The 23896-nt window shown below is 68.0% G+C and carries 24 protein-coding genes; 13 read left to right on the top strand and 11 right to left on the bottom strand.

The window, feature by feature from the left end:
• Positions 1–104 precede the first annotated feature (104 nt).
• Positions 105–425: a restriction endonuclease gene (locus tag ABDZ81_RS08005; RefSeq protein WP_343773438.1), complete on the bottom strand. Its 321-nt coding sequence runs from the start codon at positions 423–425 to the stop codon at positions 105–107.
• Positions 422–625 (bottom strand): hypothetical protein, encoded by a 204-nt coding sequence (locus ABDZ81_RS08000; RefSeq protein WP_343773437.1) that lies wholly within the window; start codon positions 623–625, stop codon positions 422–424. The genes ABDZ81_RS08005 and ABDZ81_RS08000 overlap by 4 nt, the downstream gene beginning before the upstream one ends.
• A 149-nt stretch (positions 626–774) precedes the next feature.
• On the opposite strand from ABDZ81_RS08000, the gene ABDZ81_RS07995 reads away from it, so the two are divergent.
• The 7 genes from ABDZ81_RS07995 to ABDZ81_RS07965 all read left to right on the top strand — a co-directional run bounded on the left by ABDZ81_RS07995 (position 775) and on the right by ABDZ81_RS07965 (position 9224).
• Positions 775–1707 carry an NAD-dependent epimerase/dehydratase family protein gene (locus ABDZ81_RS07995; RefSeq protein WP_343773436.1) on the top strand — a complete coding sequence of 311 codons (933 nt, stop codon included), beginning with the start codon at positions 775–777 and terminating at the stop codon, positions 1705–1707.
• 97 nt (positions 1708–1804) lie between these two features.
• Positions 1805–2932 carry a lysylphosphatidylglycerol synthase transmembrane domain-containing protein gene (locus ABDZ81_RS07990; protein WP_343773435.1) on the top strand — a complete coding sequence of 376 codons (1128 nt, stop codon included), beginning with the start codon at positions 1805–1807 and terminating at the stop codon, positions 2930–2932.
• Positions 2933–2975: 43 nt separating this feature from the next.
• Positions 2976–4130 carry an alpha-1 4-glucan-protein synthase gene (locus tag ABDZ81_RS07985; protein ID WP_343773434.1) on the top strand — a complete coding sequence of 385 codons (1155 nt, stop codon included), beginning with the start codon at positions 2976–2978 and terminating at the stop codon, positions 4128–4130.
• 38 nt (positions 4131–4168) lie between these two features.
• Positions 4169–5305, top strand: coding sequence for an iron ABC transporter substrate-binding protein (locus tag ABDZ81_RS07980; protein WP_343773433.1), 1137 nt, complete (start codon positions 4169–4171; stop codon positions 5303–5305).
• A 7-nt stretch (positions 5306–5312) separates the two neighbouring features.
• A complete protein-coding gene (locus ABDZ81_RS07975; RefSeq protein WP_343773432.1) occupies positions 5313–7505 on the top strand; it encodes an ArnT family glycosyltransferase in 2193 nt (730 codons plus the stop codon).
• Positions 7506–7576: 71 nt separating this feature from the next.
• The gene (locus ABDZ81_RS07970) at positions 7577–8416 is read left to right on the top strand and encodes a DUF5518 domain-containing protein (RefSeq protein ID WP_343773431.1); all 840 of its coding nucleotides are present in this window, start codon (positions 7577–7579) and stop codon (positions 8414–8416) included.
• A gap of 175 nt (positions 8417–8591) precedes the next feature.
• Positions 8592–9224, top strand: coding sequence for a twin-arginine translocation signal domain-containing protein (locus ABDZ81_RS07965; RefSeq protein WP_343773430.1), 633 nt, complete (start codon positions 8592–8594; stop codon positions 9222–9224).
• Between the two features lie 56 nt (positions 9225–9280).
• Here the strand turns inward: ABDZ81_RS07965 and ABDZ81_RS07960 are convergent, their stop codons facing one another.
• The 3 genes from ABDZ81_RS07960 to ABDZ81_RS07950 form a co-directional block, all read right to left on the bottom strand.
• On the bottom strand, positions 9281–9928 hold the full coding sequence (locus ABDZ81_RS07960) for a dolichyl-phosphate hexose transferase (RefSeq protein ID WP_377074906.1): 648 nt from the start codon (positions 9926–9928) through the stop codon (positions 9281–9283).
• A gap of 171 nt (positions 9929–10099) precedes the next feature.
• Complete coding sequence (locus ABDZ81_RS07955; RefSeq protein ID WP_343773428.1) at positions 10100–11692, bottom strand: GMC family oxidoreductase; 1593 nt, start codon at positions 11690–11692, stop codon at positions 10100–10102.
• Positions 11689–12246, bottom strand: coding sequence for a gluconate 2-dehydrogenase subunit 3 family protein (locus ABDZ81_RS07950; RefSeq protein ID WP_343773427.1), 558 nt, complete (start codon positions 12244–12246; stop codon positions 11689–11691). The genes ABDZ81_RS07955 and ABDZ81_RS07950 overlap by 4 nt, the downstream gene beginning before the upstream one ends.
• Before the next feature lie 154 nt (positions 12247–12400).
• On the opposite strand from ABDZ81_RS07950, the gene ABDZ81_RS07945 reads away from it, so the two are divergent.
• Complete coding sequence (locus ABDZ81_RS07945; protein WP_343773426.1) at positions 12401–14014, top strand: ABC transporter permease; 1614 nt, start codon at positions 12401–12403, stop codon at positions 14012–14014.
• Between the two features lie 39 nt (positions 14015–14053).
• On the opposite strand, the gene ABDZ81_RS07940 is transcribed toward ABDZ81_RS07945, so the two are convergent.
• Positions 14054–14428, bottom strand: coding sequence for a hypothetical protein (locus tag ABDZ81_RS07940; protein WP_343773425.1), 375 nt, complete (start codon positions 14426–14428; stop codon positions 14054–14056).
• A gap of 439 nt (positions 14429–14867) precedes the next feature.
• Between ABDZ81_RS07940 and ABDZ81_RS07935 the strand changes: the two genes are divergently transcribed.
• Together ABDZ81_RS07935 and ABDZ81_RS07930 are read left to right on the top strand one after the other, a co-directional pair.
• Positions 14868–15089, top strand: coding sequence for a DUF7996 family protein (locus ABDZ81_RS07935; RefSeq protein WP_343773424.1), 222 nt, complete (start codon positions 14868–14870; stop codon positions 15087–15089).
• Positions 15090–15152: 63 nt separating this feature from the next.
• The gene (locus tag ABDZ81_RS07930) at positions 15153–15410 is read left to right on the top strand and encodes a DUF8006 family protein (RefSeq protein WP_343773423.1); all 258 of its coding nucleotides are present in this window, start codon (positions 15153–15155) and stop codon (positions 15408–15410) included.
• Here ABDZ81_RS07930 and ahbB read toward each other — a convergent pair.
• Positions 15407–16489: a siroheme decarboxylase subunit beta gene (gene ahbB / locus ABDZ81_RS07925; protein ID WP_343773422.1), complete on the bottom strand. Its 1083-nt coding sequence runs from the start codon at positions 16487–16489 to the stop codon at positions 15407–15409. The genes ABDZ81_RS07930 and ahbB overlap by 4 nt on opposite strands.
• Before the next feature lie 323 nt (positions 16490–16812).
• Here ahbB and ABDZ81_RS07920 point away from each other — a divergent pair, with 323 nt between their 5' ends.
• On the top strand, positions 16813–17889 hold the full coding sequence (locus ABDZ81_RS07920; RefSeq protein WP_343773421.1) for an anthranilate phosphoribosyltransferase: 1077 nt from the start codon (positions 16813–16815) through the stop codon (positions 17887–17889).
• Positions 17890–17952: 63 nt separating this feature from the next.
• Positions 17953–18312, top strand: coding sequence for a hypothetical protein (locus ABDZ81_RS07915; RefSeq protein WP_343773420.1), 360 nt, complete (start codon positions 17953–17955; stop codon positions 18310–18312).
• 11 nt (positions 18313–18323) lie between these two features.
• Here ABDZ81_RS07915 and ABDZ81_RS07910 read toward each other — a convergent pair whose 3' ends face one another.
• From ABDZ81_RS07910 to ABDZ81_RS07900, 3 genes are all read right to left on the bottom strand, one after another.
• Positions 18324–18752 carry a universal stress protein gene (locus ABDZ81_RS07910; protein WP_343773419.1) on the bottom strand — a complete coding sequence of 143 codons (429 nt, stop codon included), beginning with the start codon at positions 18750–18752 and terminating at the stop codon, positions 18324–18326.
• Between the two features lie 77 nt (positions 18753–18829).
• On the bottom strand, positions 18830–20677 hold the full coding sequence (locus ABDZ81_RS07905; RefSeq protein WP_343773418.1) for an ATP-binding protein: 1848 nt from the start codon (positions 20675–20677) through the stop codon (positions 18830–18832).
• Between the two features lie 126 nt (positions 20678–20803).
• Positions 20804–21868: a hypothetical protein gene (locus ABDZ81_RS07900; protein ID WP_343773417.1), complete on the bottom strand. Its 1065-nt coding sequence runs from the start codon at positions 21866–21868 to the stop codon at positions 20804–20806.
• A 253-nt stretch (positions 21869–22121) separates the two neighbouring features.
• Between ABDZ81_RS07900 and ABDZ81_RS07895 the strand changes: the two genes are divergently transcribed.
• Positions 22122–22490 (top strand): DUF7113 family protein, encoded by a 369-nt coding sequence (locus ABDZ81_RS07895; RefSeq protein WP_343773416.1) that lies wholly within the window; start codon positions 22122–22124, stop codon positions 22488–22490.
• 71 nt (positions 22491–22561) lie between these two features.
• On the opposite strand, the gene ABDZ81_RS07890 is transcribed toward ABDZ81_RS07895, so the two are convergent.
• Entirely contained in the window at positions 22562–23875 is a 1314-nt protein-coding gene (locus ABDZ81_RS07890) for a DNA double-strand break repair nuclease NurA (protein ID WP_343773415.1), read from the bottom strand.
• Positions 23876–23896 lie beyond the last annotated feature (21 nt).

Raw genomic sequence — 23896 nt, 5'->3', positions numbered from 1 at the left:
AATACATAAAAATTGTCAGCAACAGAAGAACGCACACGGATCCATTCCTCTATTGTTCATCAGCATCGTGAGGCGGGTCAGTGTCGAGAGAGCTATGAGCTAGATTAATCACTGTTCTTAGACCCGCAAAGAAGTTTAAAAGGGAGTGCGATGAAGAACCAGACTATTTTCAGCGGAAGAACCACCGTGAGCCAGAAAAGCCCTTTCAGAATCGAACCCGATGATGTGTACTTGTTCAAGACTCGCCGAGCATTCTCGTCGTCAATCAACTCTACCAGTTCCTCTCCGTTGAGCACCTCGACTTCCTCCCGTTTCCCCTGTTTTCGCGCATCCTCGGTGTACTCCGTCGTCGTGATTACCACGATCTTGTCGACGTCGTCGTCAAAGCGGTATTCGAGGACGCTGTTCTCGTCCGACTTGTTCACCTTGTCACTCCCCGGTAGATTGGTTCGACCAGTTCGGTCGTTGAGGACCGGAGGAATCCGCCACCGTTCGTTGCTTTGAACACCGCACGCTGGCCGTCCGTCTCCTCGACTTCGTAGCCCCGGCGATCCCATAGATCCGCAGCGAAGTCGTCAGCATCAATCTCGATGAGTTCCTCTCGTATATCCTCGCGATTACTCATTCGGATAGACAACAGACATAATCGAAAGTGGAACATTTTGACGTGGTGTAGTATCCGATTCTCTGACTGCAGATCACTACTGAAATTGGAATAGACCTCCACGACCCCGCTCCGGAACCGTTATTTCCCTGACCGAAAACTCCCGAGGTATGACGATCACGGACGAGCGGGTCCTCGTGACGGGCGGGGCCGGCTTCATCGGCACGCACCTGGTCGATCGCCTGCTGGCCGACGGCAACGACGTCGTCGTCGTCGACAACCTCTCGAACAGCACCCGAGACCGAGTCCCCGACGACGCCGAGTTCGTCGAGGCGGACCTCACCGACCCCGACGCACTGGACGGCGTCCTCACCGATGACGTCGACCTCGTCGTCCACCTCGCGGCGTCGAAGGTGGTCAACGTCGACGACCCGCACCAGCAGTTCCACGACAACACCCGGATGACGACGAACCTGCTCGAAGCGATGGCCGAGGCGGGCGTCGACCGGATCGCCTACACCTCTTCCTCGACGGTGTACGGCGAGGCGCCCCGGCCGACGCCGGAAGACTACGCGCCCCTCGAGCCGATCAGCGCCTACGGGACGAGCAAGCTCGCCGACGAGGGGCTGCTCTCGGTGCAGGCCCACAGCCACGATTTTACCGTGTGGACGTTCCGCTTCGCCAACATCGTCGGGCCGGGACTGCGCGGCGCCGTGATCCCCGACTTCGTCGAGAAGCTGCGGGACGATCCCGAGACGCTGACGATCCTCGGCGACGGCCGACAGGAGAAATCCTACATGCACGTCACCGACTGCGTCGACGCGATGATCCACGTCGTCGCGAACGGCGACCAGCCCGTCAACACGTACAACCTCGGCACCAGAACCACGACGTCGGTCGACCGGATCGCCGCCATCGTCGCCGACGAGATGGACCTCGATCCCGACTACGAGTACACCGGCGGCGACCGCGGGTGGACCGGCGACGTGCCGAAGATGCGCCTGTCGATCGAGAAGCTCGCCGCGCTGGGGTGGGAGCCCGAACTGTCGAGCGACGCGGCCGTCCGGCGCTCCGCGCGGGAGCTGATCGCCGAGCTGACCTGAAATATCTCGAAGGAAAGATCCGGAGAGATACGTCCCCTCCCACCCGACCGTGCCAGTTTTAGGTGGGCTTAAATATTAGCAGCGGACACGTGGGAGCATGGACGACCGCGACGCGTCGGCGTCGACCGGCCTGCTCACCCAGCGGCGGATGACGATCGCGGGCACCGCGATCGTCGTCGTCGGCCTCGTGCTGGCGGCGCGCGCGTTCGACGTGGATCGGATCGGCGCCGAGATCGCCGGTGCGAATCCCCGGATGCTGGCGCTGGCGGTCGGCGTCTACGCGGCGTCGTGGCCGCTGCGCGGGCGGCGCTACGCCGACGTGCTCGATGCGATGGGCCACCGCGCCGGCACCGGATTTCTCACGATGGCGGTGTTCGCCAGCCAGACCGCAAACCTCGCGATCCCCGCGCGGGCCGGCGACGCCGTCCGCGCCCATCTGATGCGCGCACGCAAAGACGTACCTTACCCCGCGGGCTTCGCCTCGCTGGCGGTCGAGCGCGCGTTCGACCTCGTGACCGTCGCGGCGCTCGCCGGCGGGTCGATCCTCGCGCTGGCGGCGCTGGGCGAGGCGACGCCGTGGACGATCGCCGGCGAGATGGCCGGCGGAGAGCGAGCGCTGACGGTCGCCGGCGGCGTCGGCGCCGCGGCGGTCTCGGCTGCGGTCGCCGCGCTCGCGCTCTCGCGCAGTGGCGCCGAGATCGCTCCGGGGCTCCGCGAGCGCGCAGCGAGCCATCCGTTCGTCGAGCGCGCGATCGACGCCGCCGCGGAGTTCCTCGCGGACGTCGCCGTCGTGGCGCGAAGCCCGCGGGCGATCGTCGCGATCGGACTCGGCAGCCTGCTCGTCTGGAGCGCCGACGTTGTAACGGCCGTGCTCGTGCTCGCCGCGCTGGGCGCCGAGCTCGACGCCACGGTGCTAATCGTCGTCGGCACGCTGGCGGTCAGCGTCGGCAATCTCGCGAAAGTGCTTCCGCTATCGCAGGGCGGGATCGGCCTGTACGAGGCCGCGTTCACGGGACTGGTCGTCGGGTTGACGCCGGTCGGGGCGAGCCTCGCGCTGGCGGCCGCGATCGTCGACCACGCGCTGAAAAACGTCGTCACGCTGGCCGGCGGGGCGCTCGCCGTCGTCTCGCTGAACGTCTCGCTGTCCGAGGCCGCCGCGAACGGCGAGACCGGTGACGTCGTTCGAGACGCCGGTCCCGACCCGGACGCGGAGTCGGCGGACTGACACCGACAGTGTTTTTAGGTTGGCCTAAAACTAGTCGAACGAGATGACAGCAGACATCTGCGTCGTGGTCCCGACGATCCGGGAGTACGACTGCATGCGATCGTACTTCGAGAACGCCCGGGAGCACGGGTTCGACCTGTCGCGGCTCCACGTCGTGCTGGTCACGGAGGACTTCTGTGACACCGACGAGATGGAGGCGATGTTAGAAGAAGAGGGCGTCTCGGGCGAAGTGTTCGACGGCAGCCGTCGCGCGGAGTGGTACGAGGAACACGGCGTCAAGGAGTACGAGCACGTCGTGCCCGCGGCCAGTCACGCCGAGACGAGCTTCGGCCTGCTGTACATGTGGGCGCACCCCGAGTTCGAGTACGGGTTCTTCATCGACGACGACACGCTCCCCCATCCCGAAGACGACTTCTTCGGCGGCCACATGGAGAACCTCGCCCACGAGGGTGAGATCGAGACCGTCGCCTCGGACGAGCAGTGGGTGAACGTGCTGTACGACAACGTCGACGAGCACGGCCTGTACCCGCGCGGGTACCCCTACTCGGCGATGGACGAGACAGTCGAGACCGAGCGCGCTGAGGCGGGCGACGTCGTCGCCTCGCAGGGGCTGTGGACGAACGTGCCGGACCTGGACGCGGTGCGGATCCTGATGGACGGCGACCTGCAGGGCCAAGCCCAGACCCGCACCGAGCGGGACGACTTCGGCGAGGACTTCGTCGCAGCCGAGGGCAACTACCTCACGGTCTGCTCGATGAATCTCGCGTTCGAGCGCGAGGTGATCCCCGCGTTCTACCAGTTCCCGATGGACGACAACCCCTGGGACGTCGGCCGGTTCGACGACATCTGGAGCGGCGTCGTGCTCAAGCGGGCCTGCGACGTGCTGGGCACGCAGATCTACAACGGCGGGCCGCTGTGCGAGCACAACAAGGCGCCCCGCTCGACGTTCGACGACCTGCACAACGAGGTCGCCGGACTGGAGCTCAACGAGCACTTCTGGGAAGTGGTCGACGACGCCGGCGCGGACGCCGACAACTACGCGGACGTGGCCGAGTCGATCGCCGAGGCGCTGGCGTCCGGCGAGTTCGACGAGTACCAGAACGGCGAGTTCTTCGAGTACTGCGGCGAGTACATGCTCGACTGGCTGGACTGTCTCGACGCGATCGAGCGGCGCGCCCCCGCGCCCGCTGACGATTGAAACGACGGATACAAGTGCATTTAGGCGAACCTAAAACCATGAGCCAAGACGACAACACGAACGGACGACGGCACCGCCGAGCGTTCCTGGCCGGAACGGCCGCGTTCGGCGCCGCCGGACTAGCAGGCTGTATGGACCTGCTCGGCGGCGACGACGAAGAGGACGACGAGTACACCTACGAGCTCGAACAGATCGGCTCCGGACGCACGGGGCGCGAGCTCTCCGGGATGCCGATGAGCGAGATGCCCGATCTCGAGGGCGAGCTGACGATCTACTCCGGGCGCAACGAGTTCCTCGTCGGCCCGCTCATCGAGGCGATCAACGACTTCTACGACGACTTCGAGGCGACGCCGCGCTATCAGGGCTCGACCGATCTCGTCAACCAGATCCGAAACGAGGGGAGCGGCTCCCCCGCGGACGTGTTCTACTCCGTCAACTCGGGTGCGCTCGGCGCGCTCGCGGACGCCGGGCGGACCCGCTCGCTCGCGAGCGACGTCGCCGAGATGGTGCCCCCGGAGTTCCGGACCGACCAGTGGATCGGCACCTCCGGGCGCGCGCGATCGATCCCGTACAACACCAACGCGTACTCCGCGAGCGACCTGCCGACGAGCATCGACGCCTACACCGACTTCGAGGGCCAGCTCGGCTGGGCGCCCGGATACGGCTCCTGCCAGGCGTTCGTGACTGCGATGCGGCTGCTCGAAGGCGAGGAGGCGACCCGCGAGTGGCTCGAAGGGATCCAGGAGAACGGCATCCAGCGGTACCCCAACGAGCTCGCGGTCTGCGAGGCGATCGCCGACGGCGAGCTCGACGCCGGGTTCACCAATCACTACTACATCCAGCGCGTGCTCGACGGCTCCTCGAACGCCCCGATCGCCACGACGTTCACGCAGGGCGACGCAGGCTCGGTGTTCAACGTCGCCGGCGCGGCGGTCGTCGACACTACCGACTCGCCCGACCTGGCGCAGAACTTCGTCCGCCACCTGCTGTCGGCGCAGGCCCAGGACTACTTCGCGCGCCAGACGTTCGAGTATCCGATGGTCCCCGAGGTCGACCCGATCGGGAACCTCCCGCCGATCGACGAGCTCAACCCGCCGTCGGATCTCGACCTCTCGCAGCTGTCGAACCTGCAGCCGACCGTCGACCTGATGCGCGACGTCGGGATCGACCTCTGAGGACGGTATGACGGCGACGGACGAACTGGTCGATCGCGTTCGCCGACTGCGACGCTCGCCGGAACTCGCCGTCGCCGCCCTTATCGCGATCTGCGCCGCGGTCGCGACGTTCTGGATCGCGACGGACGCGTTCGCCTACCATTCCACGAACCACGACGAGGGCGTCTACCTGAGTCAGGCGGCGCTGCTGCTCGACGGCCAGCTACAGTACTTTGCTGGCGACCTGACCGACGCCGTCCATCCCTGGTTCTACATCGAAGACGGCGGCCGACTGTACCCGAAGTACACGCCGGTGCCCGCCGCGATGTTCGCCGTCTCGATGGCGCTGTTCGGCGAGCCGCGGGTGACGCTGGCGCTCGTCGCGGGCGCCAACGCCGCGCTCGCGTACGCGCTGGGTGCGATGGCGTTCGATCGCCGCGTCGGCGTCGTCGCGGCCGCCGTCTTCGCCGCCGCGCCGATGGCGCTGGTCACTGGATCGACGTTCCTGCCGTACGCTCCGACGACGACGTGGAACCTGCTGTTCGCGGTCTGCTACCTGAAGGGAGTCCGGTCGGGAAGCCGCCGGTGGGCCGCCGCGGCGGGGCTGGCGACCGGAATCGCCTTTTTCGCGCGACCGTACACCGCGGTGCTGTTCGCGGCGCCCTTTATCCTGCACGCGCTGTGGCAGATCGCGGGCGGCGTCCGCGAGCGGCTCTCGCTGTCCGAACTCCGCGAACGGAGCGCAGGAGCGGTAGCCGCCCTGTGGCCGCTGCCCGATCCGATCGCCCGCAACGCGCTGACGGCGGCCGGCGGGCTGGCGTTCGTCGGGATCACCCTGGCGTACAACGCCGTCCTCACCGGCGATCCGCTCGTCTTCCCCTACCAGGAGTTCGCTCCGCAGGACGGGCCCGGGTTCGGTCGCCGGCGCATCCTCGCGCACTCGGTCGTCTACACGCCCGAACTGGCGCTGGAAGCCAACGCCCGCGTGCTCAGGCAGCTCGCGACGCGCTGGTTCACCGGCGGGCTCGTCGGAACGGCGTGCGCGCTCGGCGGCCTCGCGCTCGCGGCGCGGCGGGTCTTCGGCGACGACGGCCGACTGGTGGGGCTACTCCCAGACGTCGATCCGCTCGCGGTCACGCTGCTGGCCGGCCTGTTCGTCTCGGTTCCGGTCGGTAACGTGCCGTTCTGGGGTAACTTCAACGTGCTCGGCTCGCTGGCGGACCCGACGGACGGATTTATCTCCACGTTCGGGCCGTTCTACCACTTCGACCTGCTGGCGCCGCTCGCGGTGTTCGCGGCCGCCGCGCTCGTCGCCGGGTGGCGCTTGCTCGCGAGCGGCGTCCGCCGGCGAGCCTCACCGACCGCCGCGCGCGTCGCGCTCGCGATCGTCCTCCTCGTCGCGCTCCCGGTCGGCGCTGTGGGCAACGCCGGGCTGGTGGATCGGCCGCTCCAACACCACACTGCCACCGCCGACAAGTACGAGCAAGCGTACGCGCCGATCGAGGAGACGGAGTTCGACGACGCCCTCGTGGTCCTGCCGACGCCGTACGGCGAGTGGGCGAACCACCCGTTCCAGTACCTGCGCAACGGTCCGGGTCTCGACGGACCGGTCGTCTACGGGCTCGACCGGGATCCGGGCGAGGACTTCGCCCTCTACGAGGCGTACCCGAACCGAACGTACTACCGGTACGCGTACAAGGGCGAGTGGACGCCCAACCCCGACCGACACGTCGTTCCCAAGTTAGAGCGGATCGACGTGCGCGAGGCCCGGGCGTTCGACGGCGAGACGACCGTCGGCGTCCCGCCGGGCGTCGAGACCGCCAGCGTGGAACTCGAGACGGGGTACGGCGCGGCCGAGTACACCATCCGAGATCCGAACGAGTCGGTGACCGCCGAGTGGACGCTGGACCGCAACGCGGCGCGGCTGGTCGGCCCCGACGGCAACGGCTCGTCGGTCCGGATCGATCCCGCCGACGAGCTGGAGGTTCTGGTGACGCTGGCCGCGACCGACGGGTCGACGCTGACCTACCGGCAGGAGATGACCGTTCGCACTGTCGACGACGGCGTGCAGGTCGTGTGGCCGCCCGAGCGACGGGTCTGCCCGCTCGTTCCGCGGTGCGGGTCCGAGGGGACGTACCTGCCCGAGCACCCCGACGAGCACGTCGGCGGCGTCGAGTTCGATACGACGATCGCGGCCGCGAACGCCCCCGAGAGAGCGTAGCTGCGGCGGTCGGAACGGCGCCGGCCCTCCGATAATTTCAACTTCTGGCCGAGAATACTAGACGGCAAACGATGGTCTCGCTCGCCGAGCTCCGCGACGACCTGACCGACGAACAGTCGCGAACCGCGGTGCTCGCTGGCCTCGCGACGATCCCGTTTACCGTCCTGCTGTCGTGGGATTCCGATCCACATACGGTCTCGGGGACGCCGATCCTCGTCGCCGGATTGCTCGTCGGGTATCTCTACTACGATCGGCAGACCGAGAGCCGCCAGGCCGGAAAACTGACCGGGATCGTCGGGGCCGCCCCGGTAGTGATCTGGTCGGTCGTCGATTGGCTCCCGTTCCTGAGAACCGAGCCACCGGGCTTCGTCGTCGGCAGTCTGCTCACGCTGATCGTGATCGCCGTCGGCGTCGGGCTGGCCGCCCTGATCGGTCTCGTCGGCGCGATCGTCGGAAACGGCGTCGCCGAGCGGCTGGACGCCGACGGACGAGCTACCGCGGAGCGGGACGCCAGATGGTGGCGATACGTCGCCGCCTACGCGCTGGTGGCGCCCCCCCTGGCGGTCGCCCTCGTGGCCACCTGGACCGGTATCGGCGTCGCGGCCGACGGCGCCGCCGCGGTGTTCGGCGGCGCGCTGGCGGCGCTATCGCTGTTTGTGCTCGCGATCGTCGCCTTCTACGCGCTGTTCGAGGACGTTACCGCGCTCCGGCGCGCCGGAGCGGTCCGACGGCCGGACCTCTGGCTGGTCCTCGGCATCCCACCGGGCGCGTACGCGGTCGTCTACCTGGCGTCGACGTTCCGGTCGTCGGCGAACCCGTCCGGCGACGCCGTGTACGGGTTCGTCGCCGCGCTCTGGCTGACGGTCGTCGCGTACCTCGCGCTGCGGCGGCGCCGCGTCGGCGCGTCCTGACGCCGGCGGGTTGCCGGTCGCCTGCCCGCTGCCCCGAACAACCGGCCACGTCGATGACGGAAGGCTAGCCTACTCGCGGCGCATCAACGGAACGAACGGATTAGGTACGACGGGTGATCTAAACGGACGGTCGCCTTTTGCGCAGCAACCGGCGTAGCCTCAAGTGGAGATACCAATGACTGACAACGACCCATCCCTGCTCGACAGGATCGCCGACGAGTCGCGCCGCTCGTTCCTCAAAAAGAGCGCCGTCGCGACCGCGGGCGTCGGCGCCGCCGCGACGGGGACCGCGAGCGCGCAGGACGGCGACGACGGCGATTACTTCGGCCAGGAGTGGAAGGGCCTCATCTTCCCGCAATCGTTCTACCCGGAGGCGCGGTTCACGTTCGTCTCCGGCGTCGTCGAGTGGACGCCGAACTACGGCGACGTCCAGGACAGCTGGTTCACCGACTACAACACCCGGATGATCCGGTGGCTCAACACCGGCGAGCAGGACCAGCTGTTCGTCGCCGAGGACGCGAACATCGGGGAGTTCGACGAGGACCTCGGGTTCGTTCCGGACCAGGGCGAGGGCGACGAGAACCAGCCGCAGGTGTTCGAGATCCGCCCGGAGTGGGCGCCGTTCGGCGACAACCAGGACCTGATCACGGTCAACTTCAGCCCGGCGGACCAGGAGACGTCGGACCAGATCCTCGACGCCGACGACTGGTGGCAGGACCAGCAGGACGCCTTCGAGACGAACGGAAACGGCGGCGGCAACGGCTCCGGCGGAAACAACGCCACCGGCGACAACACGACCGGAAACTAACGCCGACTGACGGCAAATAGACGCGTCGAACTTCCTGTTTTTCGTGACGCCGTCGCTCAGTCGAACCGCTCTTCGAGACAGACCTTGACGATCGACTTCGCGATGGCGGCGCCGCCCTCGATCGGATCGAGCTTCGTCTCGCCCGCCCGCTCGCGGTAGGCGATCGGGTGCTCGCGGACGTCGTAGCCGCGCATCAGCGGCCGGATCAGCAGTTCCGCCGAGAGGCCGGTGTTCTCGGTCCACTCGATCGACTCGACGACGTCGCGGCGGTACGCTCGCATCCCGGTCGTCGTGTCGTGGACGCGCTCGCCCATCAGGACGCTGGCGATGGCCGCGAACGCCGCGTTGCCGAACCGGTTGAAGTCGGGCATCGCCTCGGCGCCGTGGTAGAGCCGGTCGCCGCTGACGACGTCGTACCCCTCGTTGATCAGCTCGAGGAACTCGGGGAGCTGCTCCATCGGATAGGTGTCGTCGCAGTCCGTGGTGACGACGATCGGCCGGTCGGGCGCGAGGATCGCCTCGCGCACGGCGACGCCGTACCCCTGGGGTTCCTGTTCGATCACGCGAGCGCCGTTTTCGCGGGCGATCTCGGGCGTCCGGTCCGAGGAGCCGTCGACGCAGACGACCTCGGCCTTGCCGTCGGTGACCTCCTCGACGTCCGAGATGACTTTCTCGATCGCTTCCTCCTCGTTGTACGTGCCCATCACGACGCTGAGATCGTCGAACGTGAACTCGTCGTCCGATTCGTCGGCGTCGGCGTCCGCCGCTCCGGCGTCGTCGCCGTGCTGAAGATTGCTCATCGACGTGCCTTTTCGATCGGACGTACTTGAGTTTTTAGGTTTGCCTAAAGTGTGAGAGATCGTCGCGCTCGCCCGTCAGAGCGCGGCGTCGACGTTCTCGGCAGCCCGCAGCGCCAGCGCCGCGATCGTCAGCGTCGGGTTGAGCGCCCCGCCGGTCGGGAACGTCGAACTGGAGGCGATCCAGCAGTTTTCGAGGTCGTGAGTCTGCAGGTCAGTATTCACGACGCTCTCCGACGGATCGGTCCCCATCCGGGTCGTCCCCATGTGGTGGTACGCGGGGCCGGTGTTGTCGGGGCCCACCGTCCACTGGACCTCGGCGCCGAGCTCCTCCAGGATCCGCGTCTGGAGCTCGTTCGCGCGTTCGAGCGTCCGGAGCGCCCGATCGCCCACGTTCCAGTGGACGTCCGGGACCGGGTTGCCGAGATGGTCGGTTTCGTGGGGGTCGAGACCGACGTAGCTGTCCTCGCGGGGGAGCTGTTCGACCAGCCCGCCGACGGCGACGTGGTTGCCGTACGACTCCTGCAGCGAGTCGAGCAGGTCGTCGCCCCACTCGTCGCCGCCCAGCGCCTGCTCGACGGGCGAAGGGCCGGCGTAGTTGAAAAACTCCAGCTTGAACGGGCCGACCTCCTCGTCGGCGTCGTCGTAGAACTGGTGGCTCTCGCTGGTGAGGAAGCCGACGTGGTTCTGGCGAGTCGGCTCGTCGAGCACGCCGCCGGCGCCGGCGAACAGGTGGTCCATGAAGTACTTGCCGACCGCGCCGCTGGAGTTGGCCAGCCCGTCGGGGTAGTGTTCGGAGTCCGACAGCAAGAGGAGCCGCGGCGTCTCGACGCCGCCGGCCGCCAGTACGAACGCGTCCGCCGTCTGGCGGTACTCGCCCTCGGGCGTCGCGTAGTGGGCGGCCTCGATCCGGTCGGGGCCGTGCTCCAGCTTCTCGACGGTCGCCCGGTCGATCACCGTCGCGCCCTTCTCTTCCGCGGAGTCGACGTGGACGCCGGCGTCGTACTTGGCGCCGGAGGGACAGACCGGCTGGCAGGTGCCGTACCCCACGCAAGCGCTCCGCCCGTCGTAGGGCTCGGAGTTGCGCGCGTTGGGCACCGAGTGCATCGATATCTCCAGTTCCTCGCAGGCTTCTGCGAACAGGCCGTCGCTGTACGACGGCGGGAACGCCGGGTTCGGGAACGGCTCCTCGCGGGGCGGGCCGAAGGGGTTGTCGTCGGCGCCGGAGACGCCGAGCTCCGTCTCGGCGTCGGCGTAGTGCGGCCTGAGCTCCTCGTAGTCGATCGGCCAGTCGACGCCGACGCCGCGCTCGCTCGCGGACGCGAAGTCGTCCTCGTGGAGCCGCATCACCATCCCCTGCCAGTGGAGCGTCGACCCGCCGATCCCCTTCACCCGGGCGTGGTTCAGCGGGTAGAACCACTCGCCGGTCGCCGAGTAGGCGTCCCGCTCGCCGCCGACGTCCCAGACGTCGGGGCGGCCGTACGACGGGCGGATCGCACGCTCCATGCGATCGATTCGGTTCGGCGCTTCGTCCTCGAATCGCGGACCGGCGTCGAGGATCACGACGTCGTGCCCGGCGGCCGCGAGCCGGTCGGCGACGAGCGCGCCCGCGGGCCCGGCGCCGATCACGCAGACGTCGGCGTCCGGGACCGGACTGCGGTCGACGCTCACGCCTGGGGCCCCCGCTGGTAGCTCGCCTGCCCGCCGGGATGTCCCTGCGGGTTCTCGATGCCGACCAGCTCGCCGCCGGTCGGCGAGGAGTACAGTGCAAGCAGCACCTCGTTGACGACGTAGTAGCGGACGCGCTCTGCGGTAGTCCCATCGGGATTCTCTTCGGCCGAATCGGCCCCCAGCTCGCGGAGAAAATCGTCCCGATCGCCCGGGTCGAGCGCGGCGAACCGGCCGCCGTACCAGCTGTTCGCCAGTTGGTCGAGTTCGGCGACCGCGCGCGCCATCCCGGCGCCGTGGTCCTCGCGGTCCAGCCGGCCCGAGAGAAAGGTGCCGACGAACTCCTCGACGCCTGTGACCTCGGAGGGGTAGACGACCTCGGCGGCCGCGACGAGCGTCTCCTCGATCTCGGCGTCGCCGGGACCGGCCGAACCGTCCACCCCCGAGCCGCCGTCGTCCGCCGCGGACGGCGGCTCGACGAATCCGGAGAGACCGATCGCCGCGCCCCCGCCGACGGCGGCCAGCGCGGCAACGGCGTCGCGCCGCGTCAGTTCCATGCCGACGGATTAGGCAAACCTAAAACTTAAACGCGTCGCATTCCCGCCGTACGGCGCCGGATCGTCACACAGAAGGCGGGGCGCCGAGAATCGCCGGACAGAGAATGGCATCGCCGGATCGACGCGGTCGGACGTTCGGGGAGGTCGGACGCCGATGAGGGCGACGATCGATCGGCTCCGGGGCGGCGAGGACGAGGACCAGCCGCTCGGGCTGACGCTGCTGGTCGCCGCGATCGCCGCGGCCGTCGTGTTCCCGCTGAGCTGGGTCATCGTCACGGCGACGGAAGTCGAGCGCGCCCGGGCGATCGATCTGCTGACCCAGGAGACGACGCGGGACGTGATCCTCAACAGCCTCCTGCTGATGGGCGCCGTCACCGCGCTGTCGATCCTGATCGGGGTGCCGTTGGCGTATCTCACCGTCCGAACCGACCTGCCCTTCAGCCGGTTCTGGTCGGTCGCCGTTTCCTTGCCGCTGGTCGTACCGAGCTACATCGGCGCGTTCGCGTTCGTCTCGGCGTTCGGGCCGCAGGGAGAGTTCCACGACCTCCTTGCGCCGCTGGGCGTCGAGCGCCTGCCGAACATCTACGGGTTCCCCGGCGCGATCATGGTGATCACGCTGTACACCTACCCCTACGTCTACCTGACGACCCGCGCCGCCTTGCTTTCGTTCGACACGACGCTCGTCGAGGCCGCGCGCACGCTCAACCAGGACCGGCTGTCGGCGTTCCGCCGGGTGACGCTTCCCCACATCCGGCCGGCGGTCGCCGCGGGGAGCCTGCTGGTGGCGCTGTACGCCGTCTCGGACTTCGGGACGCCCGCGATCATGCGGCTGTCGGTGTTCACCCGCCAGATCTACGTCGAGTACCACGCGTTCGGCCAGGACTACGCGGCGCTGCTGTCGCTGCAGCTGCTCGCGGTCGTGCTGCTGGTGCTCGCCCTGGAGTGGTGGGTCCGACCGGACGACGACATCGCCAGCGACCAGCAGGGAGCCGGCGGCGGCGAGCCGGTGTCGCTGGGACGCTGGCGCTGGCCCGCGACGCTGCTGCCGGCCGCGGTGTCGACGCTCGCGCTCGTCGTCCCGGTCTGGATTCTCGGCCTCTGGCTGGTCAACGCCGAGAGCGGACGCCGCCCCTCCTTCGCCTTCGAGTGGTCCTACGCTCTCAACTCCGTGACCGTCGCCGCGCTCGCCGCGCTGGCCGCCGCGATCGCCGCGGTGCCCGTCGGCTACCTCGCCGGGCGCCACGACACGCCGCTGTCGAACCTGTTCGAGCGCACGACGTACGTCGGCTTCGCCGTACCCGGAATCGTGCTCGGGCTCGCGCTGGTGTACTTCGGCGCCCGGGCGAACACCGTGATCGGCCCGGAGATCTACCCGACGCTCGCGCTGCTGGTGTTCGCGTACGTCGTCCGGTTTATGCCCCAGGCGGTCGGCTCGATCCGGACCTCGACGCTGCAGGTCGACCCGCGCCTCGTCGAAGCCGCGCGCACGCTCGGCGACGCCCCGAACCGCGCCTTCCGACGCGTGACGCTGCCGCTGATCGCGCCCGGCGTCGTCGCGGGCGCCGCGCTCGTCTTCCTCACGACGATGAAGGAGCTGCCGGCGACGCTGATGCTACGGCCGACCGGGTTCGACACGCTCGTCACCCACATCTGGCGCGCTCAGGCGTCGGCGTACTTCCAGTACGCCGCGATACCGGCGCTGTTGCTGATCGTCATCTCGGGGCTCTCGATGGTCGTGATGCTCTCTCAGGAGCGGATGGGGCCGTAGGAATCGAACAGCGGCACAAAAACAGAGAGAAGTACCGTTCTACAGTCCGTCGGACTCGTTATCGGACTCGTTGCCGACGCCGGTCGACTCGTTGCCGGTTTCGTTGAGTCCGCCCTCGGTCTCGTTAGTCTCGTTACCCATACCTTCGGTCTCGTTACCGGTTTCGTTGAGTCCGCCCTCGGTCTCGTTAGTCTCGTTACCGAGTCCGTCGTCGGTCTCGTTGTCTTCGGTACCGATGCCGTCGTCCGTCTCGTTGTCCTCGGTACCGGCGCCGTCGTCTGTCTCGTTGTCCTCGGTGCCGTCACCGTCGTCTGTCTCGTTGTCACCGCCACCGGTGTCCGTACACCCGGCGAGAGCGAGCGCGCCGATTCCTCCAGCGATTTCCAGAAATCGTCGTCGATCAGGTCGTTTCATTGTGGACTCCACTGGGGGTTCGACACCACCGCTGTTTAGTATATACCAGTTATACGATAGATTGCTGGGAAATGAGGGATTAGTCCGATACTTTCGTCTCACGAATCAGACGCCGCTCGACGGCGGGTTCCAGCGCTAGCGCGTTACCACTCAGCCGCCCATTGAGTACCCACAGTGGCGATTTCCAGGAGAAGTATGTTTCGTGTGATAGCTCGCGGAGCGGAACGCCAGCGAGCGCTTACCACGCTCGTCAGGACCGATCGGCGCGTGCATTTATGTGCCAGTTCGATCCCACGTGTACACGGGCACACGCTGTCACACGCTCCATGGTTCGTTCCGCGTGTGCCCACTCCTCACGGGCGAACCGTGCCATTGAGGCGGCTCCAGCGCGTAGTCGGTGGCATGGAACGAGGGCCGCGTCGAGCGGAGGGATCGACCGATGAGTGACGCCGCGACCGACGACTCGAAGTCCCAGATGGTGCGCGCGTTGCTGGTCGTGATCGCCGGTATCGTCGTCCCGGGGCTGGTAAGCCGCGCGTTCCACCAGGCCGGGCTCTCGACGCTGGGCGCGTTCGCGTTCGCAACGGGCTTTTTCGGCATGCTGGTCGTCGTCTGGTACGTGTGGCTTCGACCGCTCGATATCACCGGCCCGATCGAATGACGGTCGCGCGACGGCGCGCGAACGGAAGTTTAAAGGCTGGCTCGCGGGCACTGTAGCATACGAATGACCGCGCTACCGCTGCAGGTGATAGATAACTTCCTGCTGGACTACCACATCGGGCACGCGCTCCTCGTGGTGTTCGCGCTGGTGATGCTGGCGTCGCTCCCGCTCCGGTCCCGGAAGGTGCTCGCGCTCAATCTGATCCTGTTCGGGATCGTCTTCATGGTGACGCCGTTCCAGATGGTCGAGACGCCGCTGTTCCGCCTCGCGGGGCTCGGGCTCGTCGTCCTGTCCCCGATACTGTACGTCACCGCCGACTAACGTTCGGACACCAGCTCTTCGTAGCGAGCGCCCGTCTGTTTCAGCGTCTCCGTCGAGTACAGCCGCTCGTGATCGCACGGCAGATACTCGGCCGCCAACTCGTCGATCTTCTCGTCGACCGCCTCCGGATCCCGTCCGTGGATCATCGTGAACAGGTTGTACTCCCAGTCGAGCTCCGGCCGCCGCGGCCGGTGGTAACACAGCGTCACGTACGGCAGGGAGCCGGTGGCGACGCCCCGCTCGTCGAGTTCGTCGTCCGGCACGTCCCAGACGACCATGCAGTTGCTGTCGAACCCGGTGAGAACGTGGTTGACGACGCAGCCGATCCGCTTGATACACCCCTCGACGAGCAGCCGGTCGACGGCGTCGAGGACGTCCGCCACCTCCGCGTCGAGCCGTTCGGCGACGTCGGCGTACGGCGTCGCCGTCAGCGGGAACCCCGACTGGATCTCCAACAGTAGATCGGCCTCGAACGCCGAGAGGTCGCCGGTCGCCTCCTCGCTGATCCGGGTCGCCGAGGCGTCCGCGCTTCCGAACTCGCCGTCCGACTCGCTCTCGCCCGGCACCGCGTCGGCGTCGGTCTCCCGCGCGAACCGGTCGGCGTTGACGACGGGGAACTCCAGATTGATGTAGAAGTCAGTCAGCATCGGCAGGTTCAGCACCGACAGTCCCGTCCGCGCCTCGATCTCGGCGAGGATCTCGTCGCGGCGCTCGCGCGAGCCGGCGGTCACGACGAACCACATGTTCCACTCGTGGTCCCGCCGGTAGTTGTGGTTGACCTGGCGGTAGTCGTTGATCACGGCCGCGACCTCCTCGAACCGTTCGTCGGGCACGCTGACCGCCGCCAGCGTCGAGCTGCCGATCACCGGCGGGTTCAACACCGGCCCGAACCGCCGGAAGATGCCGTCGTCGTACAGCCGCTCGACGCGAGCCAGCGCCTCGTCCTCGCCGACGCCGACCGCGTCACCCAGGGCCCGGAACGGGCGCTCCTCGATCGGGAAGCCGCTCTGGAACCCGTCGACGATCGCGGCGTCCACGTCGTCGAGGCGCTCGCGCCAGTCGGCCGACCGGAGACTCATTGCCACTACGTTGGACGGAACGAACGTACCTTTTTCGGGTGCGGCCAGTCGGACGCGCGGGCCGCATTCTGCCACACGTTCAAGTACGATGCCGCGGCGACACCGCGACGTGACCTGACGACGGCTCCGGATCGCTCCGAGCGCCCTCGCGGGCGCGTCGCGGACACCCCGCAGACGAGCGCGGCGCGTCGATCCGGACCCCTGTAGCACCCGCGGAACGCGTCGCCTGCTCGCCACTCGACGTTCGGTCAGTTCCACCGACGAGCGGCGCACACGAGGCCGGAAACGGGACGCTTTTGCGTCTTCTATCCTAACTTCTCGCCATGGCCCAGACGTCCCAGGAGTACGGCGAGTGGCCGCTCGATCGGCTGATGACCGAGGTCGTCGGCTCCGGCTCGAAGTCGGCCGACGATATGTCTCGCGCGCAAGCCCGTGAAGCGTTTCAGCGCATCCTCGACGACGAGCCCGACCCGACGACGCTCGGCGCGTTCTGGCTCGCGAACCGCTGGAAGCGCAACACGCCCGAGGAGCTGGGCTCCTACGTCGACGTGATGGCCGAGGAGTCGACGGTCGTCGCCGAGCCCGACGCCGACCCGGTCGACTGCGGCGCCAACTACGACGGCAAGGGGCGCTCCGCCCTCCTCGGCGTCGGCGCCGGCGTCGTCGCCGCCGCGGCGGGGACGCCGATCGTCGTCCACAGCGGCGACCGCGTGCCGACCCAGAAGCAAGACGCCTACAAGCACGTGCTGGACGAGCTCGGCGTCCGAACGGAGCTCGACCCCGAGGAGAGCGCCGACATGGTCGACGAGACCGGCTTCGGCTTCTACTACCAGCCCGCCTTCAACCCGCGGATCGATGAGCTCTCAGAGCGCCGCGAGAAGATGGGCGTGCGCACGTTCGTCAACACGATCGAGACGCTTGCCAATCCCGCGAACGCCGACGTCCACCTCGGCAGCTTCTACCACCTGGCGTTCGCCAAGAAGGTCGTCGAGACGTTCCAGAAGAGCGAGCACGTCTCGCCCGCGAAAGTGATCATGTTCCAGGGGATGGAGGGGTACGACGACATTCGCCCGGGCTACACCAAGGTCGCCGAGTGGTCCGAGAACGGCGGCGGGGAAGCCTTCGAGGACTACGAGATCGAGACGCCCGAGTACGGGATGGACTTCGAGGAGGAGGACCTCTACGTCGACGACGTGCAGGCCGACTCCGCGGAGATCACGGAGGCGGTCCTCGCGGGCGAGCGCGACGACCAGTTCGCCGACGCGATCGCGCTCAACGCCGCGTTCCGGATCTACGCGCGGGACGACGTCGACTCGCTCGACGACGGCCTCGACGCCGCGCGCGAGGCGATCGACGACGGCAGCGCGGCCGCGGTGCTCGACGACCTGCGGGCGTTCTGAGGGCGGTAGCGGGCCGCGATCCGCCCGAACCCTTATTTATTTCGCCGCCGATCGTTCGATCAGATGAGCACCACTACGCGATCGTCCGACCGCCTACAGATCGCCGTGACCGCACTCGTAGTCATCGTAGGACTCGCCGGGCTGAGCTACACGCTGATCACCGGTGCGAGTCTCCTGTTAGGGATCGGTCTCGCGAGCGCGTGTGGTCTCTACGTCGTACTGGACTGGCGGCAGCGAAACGGAACGGACACCCGGCGCGTCGAAGACACGGCGATCGTCGGCCTGGGCGGCTTCGTGTTGCTGTACGCGCTGTTCACGGCTGCGAGCCTGCTGACGGCCGTCGGCGTCGTCGCGCTGCTGTGGATCGGCGTCAACGTCGCCCGGATCGAGCGCAGCTTGCGGGCGGGCGAGGCCGATCGATAATCGGCGAAGGCCTACCGCACCACGGTCACCGGCACCGTCGACCGTCGCATCACCGTCTCCGCGACGCTTCCGAGCAGAATCCGGGACATCCCCGTCCGGCCGTGGCTACCCAGCACGATGTGGTCGACCCCCTGATCCTCGGCGTACTCGACGATGGCGTTGGCCGGCCGGCCGACGGCGCTGGCGGTCGTAATCGACTGGTCGGCCTCGACGGCCCGCTCTTCGGCGTCCTCTAGCAGGTGCTCGGCCTCCTGCTCGGCGGTTTCGTACCACTCCTGGGGGAAATCAGGCGCCGCGCCCTCGACGGAGTAGCCGGCCTCCGCGGGGTCGACGACCGTCAGCGCGACGATCTCGGCTTCGGGGTGTTCGTCGAGCGCGTGTTCCAGCGCTTCCTTCGACTGGGGCGATCCGTCGATCGCGACGAGAACGGTCTTTGCCATGCTGTGACGTGAGAGCCGAACTGACAAAAATCCACCTCCGGCGCCGGGTCTCTCGCCCGCGGTCCGCCGGCAGGGCGTCAGTTGTGCCGCGTCACGCAGTTCGACAGCCCGGTCAGCTCGACCGGCTCGGAGTTGTCCGGCGAGTACACGACCATCTGGCCCTTCTCCATGTAGGGGACCTTGCTCTCTAAGTTCGCGGGGATGTTGACGCTCTTGATGGCGTCCTCGTCGCCGAGGTTGAGAACGAGCGTCGTGTTGATCTGCTTGAACACGGAATCGGCGATGTCCTGCGGGTCCTGCGTGATCAGAAAGAGACCCAAGCGCTCCTTGCGGCCCTGCTTGGCGGCGTCGGTGAACTTGCCGATCACACGGCGCGCTTGCGCGCTCTCGGCGTCGGTGAGGAAGTTGTGGGCCTCGTCCATCCCGAGGACGACCGGCGTCTCCTTGATCCGGTCGTAGAGGGGGTCGTTCGATAGCTTCTGGTCGACCAGCAGGCTGGAGACGGCGAGCACGATCGTCTCGGTCGCCCGCGTGTCGTTGATGTGGTACGTCGGGACGACCGTCATCCCGCCGGGGCGGACGAACCGCTCGATCTGCTCGGTGATCGGGCGGGCGTCCTGGTCGAACACGTTGCCGAAGCCTCGCACCCGGCGATGGACGGCGTCGAACGTCGCCTCGTGGACTTGCCCGCCCTCGTCGAGTTCCTCCCGGAGCGCGGGGTCGTCGAGGAACGTCATGAACTGCTCGTAGGTACCGCCGGAGCCGTACTGGTCGAAAAAGCGGTCGATCAGCAGCCGCAACCCGTTGTACTGGTTGTCGTTGAGGCCGCCGCCGGCGACGAGCCACTCGTTGGCCCGCACCATCGAGAAGGGAATCGTGAACTCGACCTGCTCGGCGCGGTGGTCGTCGGTCGCGTACGTCGCGTCGCCGACCTTCGGGACGAAGGCGATCGTGTCGTCGTGGCCGCCGTGGGCGATTCCTTCACGCTCGTAGCGGCGGGCGTCTGCGTCCGAGAGGTCGTCGTTGTCGTCGTGCATCTGGGCGTACTCGTCCTGCGGGTCGAACTGGACGACTGCGGGGCGAGCCTGTCGGCCGTCGTCCATTCGGTAGGTCCGCTCCTCGTCGAGGAACTGCCGGAGGAGATTCTTCGCGGTGTGGGTCTTGCCCGACCCTGTGCCGCCGGCGACGAGCGTGTGCCGGAACGCGAGCGGGTCGCCGTCCTCGTAGTCGTCCTTGAGCCGGTAGTCGATCGTCGGCGGCTCGGCGCTCGTCCGGACTTTCTCGCCGCCGACCGAGAGGTGTCCGAGGAAGACGCCGTCGTCGGGGATCTTCAGACCGGTCTTGATCTCGCCGGTGTCGGTCGCCTCCCGCACGACGGTCTGGGGCTTCGGGACCCGATCGGTCATCCGGCGCTTGAGCTCGCCGTCGTCCTCGTACAGCACGGCGAGCGCTTCGAGATCCGCGAGGAACTTGTAGTCGGCTTCGTCGATGCCGTCCTGGCGCATCGCGCGCCGGGCGTGGATCTCGGTCGCGTCGTCGGCGTGGAACTCCTGAGCGTACTCCAGGCCGGCGATGCGCGCGAACAGCCGCTCCCCGTCGGGGTAGGGCACGAGCAGGTACTTGCCGATCCGGATCGACGACCGGTTTCCGGCGGTGATGTAGGCGCGAACGCAGGAGTCCTCCGCGTCCTCGGCGATACGAAGCCCCTGGGAGACCGCGACCGTCCCGATGCCCCGATCCGATCCCGCTGGATCGGCGTCGACCGTTTCGAACTCGTCGACGCCGTCCTCCGCGCCCGTCCCATCGGACGCCGACGACGCTTCGTCGAGATCGCCGGGGTCCCCGTCGGCCTCAGTGGCCGGGCTCCCGGCGTCGTCCGCGTCCGCGCCGTCGTCGAACTCCTCGAAGTCGCCCAGATCTGCCATGTCCCGGTCATTAGGGCCGTCCCTAAAACGCGTTTCCCTCGCCGGATCGCGGGACCGACGAGCGAACCGGGCTCGGGCGGGCGAGGTGGCCCCTCGGGAACGGGCCGTCAACACCGGTCTCGGCGCTCAGTACCGCTCGTCGTCGCGGTCGTCGTGTCGGTCGTCGCCCTGCTGGCTCCAGACCTGGCCCTGGGTCTGTCGGTACGTGTTGTTCGGCTCCTCGGACTGCCGTCCCCGTCGGTCCCGCTGATTTCGGCTCTGCTGACCGCGGTGTTGTCGGTCGTCCGTCTGCTGCAGGGATCGCTCCTGCCCCTGAGCGCGCTGACCGCGATCCCGTCCTCGCGGCTCCTCGTCCTGCGTCCACTGCCCGGGGTTTTGCTGCCCTGGCGTCTGGTGAGTGCGTCCCTGATCTCGTCCGCCGCGGTTGCGTCGGCGTCCCTCGCCGCCGTACTGGGCGTCCTCGCCCCGGTGGCGGGACTCGTCGACCGAGAACTGGTCGCCGCCCCGCTCTCCGCCGGATCGCTGGCCGCCGCTCCGACCGGAGTCCGATCGCCGATCGCCGGACTGTCCGCCGCGCGACTGGCCGGCCGAACCGTACCGGCGATCGCTTCCGGACCGCTCGCGCTGTCCGCCGCCCTCGCTTCCGCGGTCCGAATCGCCGCTCGGGAAGTTCTCGCTGTTCCGCGCCCGCCGCTGTCGTTCCTGCCGGTTGTCCTGCGTTCCGCCGTACTGCTCGCCGCCCTGCCTCCCGCGGCGCTCGCCCCCGCCCGACTGAGCGTTCCGGTCGCCGTCGGGCGCCGTTCGCTCCTCCCGACCGCTCACGTGGCGCTGCTGCTGGCTAGCTTCGGTTCGGCGTTCGCTACCGGCTCGGCGGCCCTGTTCGCGGCGCTCGTCCGTGTTTTCGCGCTGGCCGCGCCCCTGACCTCGCTGACGCCGCTGTCGCGACACCTGCGTCTCGTCCGACCGGCCCTCGTTGCGCCCGCGATCGTCGATCTGCGTCGGCTCGTCGCCGCCCGATCGCTCGCGGCCGCGATCGACGCCGCGGTTGCGATCGACGTCTCGCTCGCGGTCGTCTTCCTGCCCGCCGTGCTGGCGCTCGCGCTGGGCGCGCCTACGGCCCCAGTTGTCCTCGTCGTTCTCCGCGTCGCCGCCGTGCGGGCGATCTTCCGAACCGGGATCGTAGTGTGGCATAGCAGTAGTACCGAGTCCGCGCGGAGGGATAACGGGCCGAACCGTTCAGAACGGTTCAGCGACGAACGGAAGCGTTCGGCCAGTCGAGAGGTTCGGGAAGGCTGCAGTTACGCGCCCGGAGGGGTCGACGACGGCGATCCGCGGGATGCGGTCTCACCGGCCCGCGAGTAACCGAACGTTACGGGATCTCGACCGCCGGAAATCGCCCGCCGTCGCCAACGACCTTTTGGTCGCAGCCCACGTTAGTTGTCACATGTTACTAGTCCGCGGCAGTGCCGGTGGAACCGAGTTGACCGGTACGATCTACGAGCGGGGGGAGCGCGCGCCGCAGTTCAAGGGCGCGCCCGACGAGGACGCCGCCTACGTCTGGGTCTGCGACGAGTTCTACGAGGTCGAGAGCGGCGGGACAACCCAGCAGATCGACGGCGAGGAGGTCAACGTCGCCTTCGAGTCGCCGATGCCCCGCGGGTTCGACACCAGGGAGCAGGCCACCGCGGCGGCCCGCGACCACGTCCGGACGCAGTTCGCCCGGATCGGCGTCGACGCCGACGCCGTCGAGATCGAGGTGACCAAGACCGAGCCCGACGCAAAAGCCCGAACCGGACCGGACGCCGGCGCCTGATCGGGGCAGATATCGCGGCGGAGCGGACGCCAATTCCTCGAACTGTTTCCAGAACTCCTCGCGAACTGTTCTCAGAATCCCTCGCCCTGTCCGCCGTCCCACCCGCCGTCGCCGGTCCACCGGCGGTCGTCGTAGCTCCGCATCCGATCAGTCGTGAACGTCGCCTCCAGTTCTTTGCGCAGCGACTCGGTGCCGTCGGCGCTGATCCGGGCGAGCTCGTCGGCCTTCTGGACGGCCAGCGGCGGGCCGCGCTCGGCCGCGACGTCCCGGAGCAGTTGCATCGTCAGCCGCCGGCGACACTCCTCGTTCTTGGTGAACGCGTAGGGCGCCTCGACGCGGTACAGCAGGTCGTCACGGGGATCGTAGATCGGAAAGAAGGTGACCTCGTAGTCCTCCGCGGGGAGCGAGCGCTCGACGCCGAACGCGTCGCCGTCCGCCGACAGCAGCCGATCGGCGCCGCCGCGCGAGCGGAACCAGTTGGTGAAGGTGAGCGAATCGGTCCGGCGCTCGCGCTCGCGGTACTGCTCGCCGTCGGCGTCGACCCGGTCGGAGAACTCGACCTGTTCGAGCAGCTTGGTGAAGAATGCGGTGTCGTTGACCCAGGGCGCCTCCCGGCCCGACGCTCGGAGCGCCCGGGTGACGGCCTTCGTCGAGGGGTTTTTCACGAAGCCGACCAGCGGGATCTCCCGCTCGGCGAACGTCTCGACCAGTTCGACGTAGTTTTCGATCACGTCGCGGGGCTCCTGCTCGTCGTACAGCAGATTCGCGAGTTCGGGCGCGCGGTCGGCCCAGTTGAGCATCCCCTTGGGGTAGATCGGGCCGTCGAGGACGAACAGGTCAGAGACGGCGTCGGCGTGCTCGATGGCGTGGTGGCTCTCGGCGAGGTACAGCGCGAGTTCGTGGACGACGCTCTCCTCGAAGCTCGACACGCGCGGGGCCTGCAGCATCCGGCGGTCGGTGTGTCCCTCGTCCCACTTCGTCCAGTCGTCGTCGAGATCGACCGCAGCGTCGTTGGTGTGGGCCGTGATCACGACCGTCCGGTCGCGGTGGAGTTCCAGATCGGAGGGCGCCGACGCCATCGCGGCCTGCGCGACGTCCAACACGAGCCCGTTCTTGAACGACGTCGGGTTGATCGTCCCCGAGTCCAGCCCGTGACAGGTGGGGTACTCCGCCTCGCGCAGCGCGACGTCCTCTGCGTCGACCTCGCAGCGGCGCTGCTCGCCGAGCGGGGAGAGCACGGTCCGTCCGTCGTCGTCGACCAGCGGGTCGAGAAACTCCTCCCAGACGGTTTCGACGAACTCGACCTGGTCCGTCTCGTCGACAGACCGGGTGATGCGGCGGGCGAGTTGGGTGATTCCCTCGAAGTGGACCGGGTCGAGCGTCACGTCCCGTCCCATCCGACCCGA

This window comes from Natronoarchaeum mannanilyticum (assembly GCF_039522665.1).
In the GTDB taxonomy this organism is placed as follows: domain Archaea; phylum Halobacteriota; class Halobacteria; order Halobacteriales; family Natronoarchaeaceae; genus Natronoarchaeum; species Natronoarchaeum mannanilyticum.
This window is presented reverse-complemented; position numbering and strand designations above follow the sequence as displayed.